Source organism: Mycolicibacterium palauense (assembly GCF_002592005.1).
GTDB classification, from domain to species: domain Bacteria; phylum Actinomycetota; class Actinomycetes; order Mycobacteriales; family Mycobacteriaceae; genus Mycobacterium; species Mycobacterium palauense.
The window spans coordinates 33,638-40,708 of the sequence record NZ_NVQF01000056.1 but is presented as its reverse complement, the minus strand read 5'-3'; the positions used below and the strand labels follow the sequence as shown (position 1 = coordinate 40,708).

The window sequence follows — 7,071 nt, the reverse complement described above, 5'->3', positions numbered from 1 at the left end:
GTGCCGGCGCCGTACACGGTGGCGGGGCCCCCGGAGTCCGAGCACCCGCTGACCGCCAGGGCCGCGGCGGCCAGCGCCGCGGCGAGCCGGCGGCACCCGCCCACCCGCCACCGCTTCACCGTGAATTCCTCCTGGCTTGAATTGGGCCGTTGCCACCGTTGCCGTGGCCCGCGCCCGCCGACTTCAGGCACTGTACCGAGGCGCCACCGCCCCGCCCGCGCCGAGCAATCTCCCGACCGCCGCCCCGCGGCGCTATTCTCAATTTGCGGAAGCCCGAATGGAACGTGGCGCACGTTTTGCAGTCGCCCGCCGAGAAATGGCGATGCGGCACCCCGGAAGAGCAAATTGGCGCATATGCCGGCGATCCCTTCCGGCACGCCCAGTCGCAGAGTCGCGAGCGTTGTCCACCACGGCGGCGACCGCGGCGCGGCGCGAACGCGATCACGCCGGGGGGCCCGGGCCGCGCCAGCTACGTCGCTGGTCAGGGTTACCGCCCGGTAGCGCCACACGTCCGCAAATAACGTGCAGAGGCTGACAAATGCGCCTCACATCCGGCTGGAGATTCACTCGAACTGCACCGGGGCGACGACGGCTCGCGAGGCAATAGCCGGGGATAGTCCGGTGAACAGCAATGACCGATGCCAACGGACCCCAATACCGCGAACCGAGAGGAATTGGGACAAGGGGGGAGATAATTAACTGCAACCGTTTTACAGCGTAGCCGTTTGTGCAAACTCATTTCAGCCATGGCAACTCGCCAAACTCGGCTAACAAACTGAAAGGTCTGGTCATGTACGCCCAACCCCTCAACCCCACTTCTCCCGAAGTCGATATGGACGGCAGCATCAGTTGGTGGGACTCCGACTCCGAATGCACCCTGGTGGTGGCACGCCCGTCCGACGAGCCCGCACTGTGGGCCGAATACCTCGACGGCGCCCAGCGCAGCTACCGGCGCCACGGCGTCGAGTGCGCCCTGGACGTCGAGACCGTCTGGCGCGCCGAGGACACCGCCCTGTTCTTTGCCGCCCTGGATTCGGGCGGCACCATCCTGGCCGGGGTCCGCGCCAAGGGGCCCCTGCGCGGCCCCGACGATTCCCACGCCGTCGTGGAGTGGGCCGGCCGGCCCGGCCTGCGCGAGGTGCGCAAGATGATCACCGACCGTGTTCCCTTCGGCATTCTGGAGATGAAATCGGCCTGGGTCACCGACCGGCGGGAGCGCAGCCGCTCCCTGACCAAGGTGATCGCCCGCTCCGGATTCCACGCGATGGCGCTGATGGACATCCAGTTCTGCATGGCCACCGCGGGCGCGTACGTGCTCGACCGGTGGCGGTCCTCGGGCGGTGTTGTGGCCGAGCACATCCCGGCGACACCGTATCCCGACGAGCGCTACGAGACCCGGATGATGTGGTGGGACCGGCGCACGTTCATCCAGCACGCCGAGGCCGAGCAGGTGACCAAGATCCTGCAGGAGTCCATGCTGCTGCGCACCCGCGCCCATGCCGGCACCGCGGCGGCGGGCTGGACCACGGTGGAAGAGGTGCTGGCATGACGACGCTCCCGACGACCGGCCCGGCGCGCACCGTGCAGGCACCTCCGGAACCCGCGGCGCTGCCGCTGGCCCCGAAGAATCCGATGCCCTACCGGCAGCGCCTGGCGGCGGTCAAGCACTTCCACACGGGCACCGAGAAGCTGCGCGACGCCGGCGGCCCGGTGACCCGCATCGTCCTGGGTCCGCGGCGCCTGATGCCGCCGATCGTGCTGGCGACCTCCCCGCAGGCGATCGGTGACATCCTGTCCATCAAGGACGGCACCGTCGACAAGACCTCCCCCGTCTTCGACGAGCTGCGCGCGATCCTCGGCACCAACCTGGTGAATCTGCGACACCGCGACTGGCAGCCCCGGCGGCGCACCATCGCACCGGTGTTCACCCGGTCCCGCGTGGGCCGTTTCGCCGGGCACATCACCGAGGCCACCGAGACGGTGTGCCGCAGGTGGGCGACGGGCACCGGTTCCGTCGAGATCGACCTGGACGCGGCGTGCCGGGCGATCACCCTGCAGGCGCTCGGCCGCTCCGTGCTCGGGCTCGACCTCGACGACGGCCCCGGCGAGGACCTGGGAGCCCGGGCCGCAGTGGTGGCCGATCCGCTGAGCGTGGCGCTGAACTACGCGATGCGGCGCGCGCTGCGGCCGGTGCGGGCGCCGCGGTGGCTGCCCACCCCGGCTCGCCGGCGGGCCCGGGCCGCCAGCGCCGAGCTGCACCGGCTCGCGGCCGAGATCCTGCGGGCCTGCCGCGAGGACCCCGACCGCGACGCGCCGCTGGTGCAGGCGCTGATCGCCGCCAGCGACCCGGTCACCGGCGAACCGTTGTCGGATCGCGAGATCTGCAACGAGCTGATCATCTTCATGTTCGCCGGTCACGACACGGTCGCGACCACGCTGACCTACGCACTGTGGGAACTGGGCCGTCACCCGGCACATCAGGCGCGGGTGGCCGCCGAGGTGAACGGGCTCGGTGACCGCCCGTTGACCACGGCGGACCTGCCCCGGCTGGAGTACACCCACCAGGTGGTCAAGGAGGCGCTGCGGTTGTGCCCGCCGGCGCCCACCGGGACCAGAATGGCCACCACGGATCTGGTTGTCGGCGGGTACCGTGTCGAGGCCGGCACCATGCTGGCCTTCGGCCGCAAGGCCGTCCAGCAGGATCCCGCACTGTGGGACGACCCGATGACCTTCGATCCCGACCGGTTCGCCCCGCACCGGTCGGGTGGGCGCGACCGGTATCAGTACCTACCCTTCGGGGGCGGCCCCCGGTCGTGCATCGGCGACCACTTCGCAATGATGGAGGCGACGCTCGCGCTGGCGACCTTCGTGCGCCGGATTACGGTCGAGTCGCGGGAAGACAGCTTTCCGCTGACCGTACATTTCACAATGGTGGCCGACGGACCCGTCCCGGCCACCGTGGCCGCCCGAGAGAGCACCGGATTGGAGTTGGCGAGCTGAGTCCCATGCCGCACAGTGCCGTCATCCTCGACGAACGCGACGACACCGACCGCGCCACGCTGACCGATCTGCGCGCCGACCCGGGCATCGAGCTGCTCGACCACCGCGCCGAGCAGCTCGAGGCCCTTCGTGGGCTGCGTCCCGCGCCGGGTCCCGAGCTGCTCGGTGAGCCCACCCGGTGGGCCTGCTTTCCGTGGCGGCGCACCGCGGTGGGCATTCTGGGACCGCGGGCGTTCGCCGTGCTGCGGCTGGACCGCAACCGCAACCTGATCACCGCCGCGGAGCAGGACCGGCTGCGCGGTGTCCGGGTGGGGGTGGCCGGGCTCAGCGTCGGCCACGTCATCGCCCACACCCTGGCGACCGAGGGACTGTGCGGCGAGCTGGTGCTGGCCGACTTCGACACCCTGGAGTTGTCCAACCTCAACCGCGTCCCGGCCGGCCTGCTGGATCTTGGTGAGAACAAGGCGGTGGTCGCCGCGCGCCGCATCGCCGAGATCGATCCCTACCTGCCGGTGCGGGTGCTGCCCGACGGGGTGCGCCCGGACAACCTCGACGCCTTCCTCGACGGGCTCGATGTCGTGGTCGAGGAGTGCGACTCGCTGGACATGAAGGCGATCGTGCGTGAGGCGGCCCGGCGCCGGCGGCTGCCGGTGGTGATGGCCACCAGCGACCGCGGGCTCATCGACGTGGAGCGCTTCGACCGGGAACCGGACCGGCCGATCCTGCACGGGCTGCTCGGCGAGGTCGACGCGGCACTGCTGGCGGGCATGTCCGCGCGCGAGAAGATCCCCCACATGCTGGGCCATCTGGACGTGCCGCAGGCGTCGGCACGGGCGGCGGCCTCCATGGTCGAGGTGGGTGTCACGCTGACCACCTGGCCGCAGCTGGCCGGTGAGGTCGGGCTCGGCGCCACCGCGGTCGCCGAGGCGGTCCGGCGGATCGGCCTCGGCGAAGATCTGGAGTCGGGCCGGGCCCGCATCGACGTCGCGGGCGCACTGGACCGGCTCACCGACCCGGTGCGGGCGCAACCGCCGGCCCCGGTGGCGCCGCCCCCCGAACCCGGCGCGCAGGGCCAGGCGCAGACCGGCGCACGGGACACCGTGCACACCATCGCCGCGGCGGCGCTGCGCGCGCCCTCGGGCGGCAACGCCCAGCCGTGGCGGATCACCGCAGGGTCGGACAGCGTGACCGTCACGGTGGACCCGCGGTACTCCTCGTCGATGGACGTCGGGCACCGCGGCGCCGCGCTGTCCGTCGGTGCCGCGATGTTCAACGCGCGGGTCGCCGCGGCCGCCCATGGTGTGCTGGGGCCCGTCGAGTACACCGAAGGCGGGGGCGCGCCGTTGTCGGCGACGCTGCACCTGGCCGACGGTCGCGACCCCGCGCTGGCGGCCAGATACGCGGCGATGCTGCACCGCGAGACCAACCGGCACCTCGGGCAGCCCGGGCGGGAACTGTCCGCGGCCACGGCGTCCGCGCTGCGGGCCGCCGCCGAGGCCGAGCACGCCCGGCTGCGGCTGCTGTCGTCGGCCCAGGAGATCCAGGCGGCGGCCGCGATCGTGGCCGGGGCCGACCGGATCCGTTACCTGAGCCCGGGCCTGCACGCGGAGATGATCGCCGAACTGCGCTTTCCGGGCGACCCCGACCCGGACACCGGGCTCGATGTCCGGTCCCTGGAGCTCGACGCCGGCGACCTGGCCGCCCTGGAGATCCTGCGGCGCGCCGACGTGATGGCCCATCTCGCGCGCTGGGGCGGCGGCGCGGCACTGGGCGAGGACTCCCGCGGCCGGATCACCGCGTCCTCGGCGCTGGCGGCGGTCATCGTGGCCGGCGACACGCTGGCCGACTACGCCCGGGGTGGGGCGGCGCTGGAGTCGGTGTGGATCGCCGCGGGCGAGCACGGGCTGGCGGTACAACCGATCTCCCCGATGTTCGTCCATGCCCGCACCCGGGAGGAGCTGCGCGGGATGTCGCCGCGCTACGCCGACGAGCTGTACCGGCTGCACGCCGACTTCGACCGGCTGCTCGGGGTGGCCGACGGCGAGAGCATCGTGCTCCTGGTCCGGCTGGCCTTCGCCGCGGCGCCGTCGGTGCGCAGCCGGCGTAGCGCCGACCGAATCGGCGCCGCATGAGCGAAGATGAGGAGACGTTCGGACGCCGGCGGGCCTCTCCATCCGACGCCGCATCCCCTGCACAGAGGACGGTTGTGCCACAGAGTCTGGATCGGCTCGTGACCTCGGTCGCCACCCGGCTGATGGCCGCCGAGTACGCCAACGCGTCCGAGGTGTGCCAACAGATCCTGGCCGAGCTGGTCTCCTACTTCCATGTCGACGTCAGCTTCCTGCGGCACAACGACCATGCCAGCCATGCCTCGATCCTGGTGGCCGAATGGCCCCCGCGACCCGACGTTCCCGACCCGGATCCGCTGCGGGTGATCTATTTCGCCGACGCCGACCCGGTCTTCGCCGCCTCCGAGCACGGTAAGAAACCGCTGGTGTTCCGGCCCGAGCCGGCCACCGGCGAGTACCAGCAGACGATCGAGAAGAGCGGCGGGGTCGGCGGGAGCTCGATGGCCGCGGCCCCGCTGGTCTCGGGCGACACCACCACCGGAGTGGTGGGTTTCGTCAAGTTCGGCGATCGCGCCTGGGCACCGGAGGAACTCAACGCACTGGAGGCGATCGGGTCGCTGTTCGCGCAGCTGAAGGCCCGGATCGAGGCCGAGCAGCAGCTGCGCTTCATGGCCGATCACGACGACCTGACCGGCGTCTACAACCGACGGGCGCTGGTCACGCATCTGGAGGAGCGCCTCCGCCCCGACCGCCCCGGTCCCGTCGCGGTGTTGTTCATCGACCTCGACCGGCTCAAGGCCGTCAACGACTACCTGGGCCACACCGCCGGCGACGGGTTCATCCGGGCGTCCGCCGCGCGGCTGACCACGAGGTACGACCACCGGAGTTTCATCGCCCGCCTCGGTGGCGACGAATTCGTCGTGGTGCCCGCCGACCCGATGGACGCCGGCGCCGCCGAGGCGCTGGCCGACGAGGTCCGGACCAACCTGCACGAACGGGTCTCGATCGACGGCGAGATGATCACCCGCACAGCCAGTATCGGCGTGGCCACGGGAGTTCCCGGGGTCGACACCTCGTCGGACATCCTGCGCCGCGCCGACCAGTCGGTGCTGGCCGCCAAGAGTGCCGGCGGAAACCAGGTCAGCGTGTTCACCGAGGAGATGTCGCTCAAGGGTGCACTGCGCAACGAGATCGAGCTGCACCTGCAGGGCGACATCGAAAGTGGTTCCCTTCTGCTGCAGTACCTCCCGGAGCTGGACCTGCGCACCGGCGAGGTGCTCGCCGCCGAGGCGCTGGTCCGCTGGCAGCACCCCACCCGCGGTCTGTTGCTGCCCGACGCCTTCATCTCGGTGGCCGAATCCATCAACCTGGCCGGCGAACTCGGCCGCTACGTGCTGCGCACGGCCTGCGAGCAGTTCAGCCAGTGGCGTGCGCGCGGCATGGGGTCGACCGCGCTGCTTCGGGTCAACGTGTCGCCGGTGCAGTTGGTGGCCGACGGCTTCGCCGGCGCGGTGGCCGACATCCTCGACGAGTTCCACCTGCCCGGGGAATCGGTCTGTCTGGAGATCACCGAAAGTGTGGTGGTCCAGGACATCGAGACCACCCGCCTGACCCTGTCGGCGCTGAAGGAGGTCGGCGTACAGATCGCGATCGACGACTTCGGAACCGGCTACAGCGTGCTGTCACACCTGAAGTCGCTCCCGGTCGACACGCTGAAGATCGACCGCAGCTTCGTGCGCGAATTGGGCAGCAACACCGGCGATCTGGCGATCGTGCGGGCCGTCATCGCCCTGGCCGAGGCCTTCGATCTGGGCCTGGTCGCAGAGGGGGTGGAGACGGCGGCGGCGGCGCGGATCCTGGTCGACCACGGGTGTTTCCGGGCACAGGGCTACCTGCTGTCCCGGCCGCTGAGCGGCACCGCGATGGAGTCGATGTTCCGCCGGGGACGGATCACGCTGCCCTCCAGCCCCCGCGCGCACTCCCGCTGACGGCCAGGGCGACC

At 71.2% G+C, this 7,071-nt stretch carries 4 protein-coding genes; all 4 read left to right on the top strand.

All coding sequences use genetic code 11. From position 1 onward, the window contains the following. Positions 1-790 precede the first annotated feature (790 nt). Entirely contained in the window at positions 791-1,549 is a 759-nt protein-coding gene (locus CSR00_RS19970) for a hypothetical protein (protein ID WP_099024163.1), read from the top strand. 83 nt (positions 1,550-1,632) lie between these two features. Then, positions 1,633-3,000 (top strand): cytochrome P450, encoded by a 1,368-nt coding sequence (locus tag CSR00_RS19965; protein WP_245906289.1) that lies wholly within the window; start codon positions 1,633-1,635, stop codon positions 2,998-3,000. A 5-nt stretch (positions 3,001-3,005) separates the two neighbouring features. Continuing rightward, entirely contained in the window at positions 3,006-5,132 is a 2,127-nt protein-coding gene (locus CSR00_RS19960; RefSeq protein WP_099024161.1) for an Rv1355c family protein, read from the top strand. 122 nt (positions 5,133-5,254) lie between these two features. Further along, complete coding sequence (locus CSR00_RS19955) at positions 5,255-7,057, top strand: putative bifunctional diguanylate cyclase/phosphodiesterase (protein WP_281259741.1); 1,803 nt, start codon at positions 5,255-5,257, stop codon at positions 7,055-7,057. The last annotated feature ends 14 nt before the right edge of the window (positions 7,058-7,071 follow it).

Bases quoted from the DNA above. Each gene is read 5' to 3' on its own strand.
- CSR00_RS19970 (WP_099024163.1), top strand. From the start codon at position 791: ATGTACGCCCAACCCCTCAACCCCACTTCTCCCGAAGTCGATATGGAC.
- CSR00_RS19965 (WP_245906289.1), top strand. From the start codon at position 1,633: ATGCCCTACCGGCAGCGCCTGGCGGCGGTCAAGCACTTCCACACGGGC.
- CSR00_RS19960 (WP_099024161.1), top strand. From the start codon at position 3,006: ATGCCGCACAGTGCCGTCATCCTCGACGAACGCGACGACACCGACCGC.
- CSR00_RS19955 (WP_281259741.1), top strand. From the start codon at position 5,255: ATGGCCGCCGAGTACGCCAACGCGTCCGAGGTGTGCCAACAGATCCTG.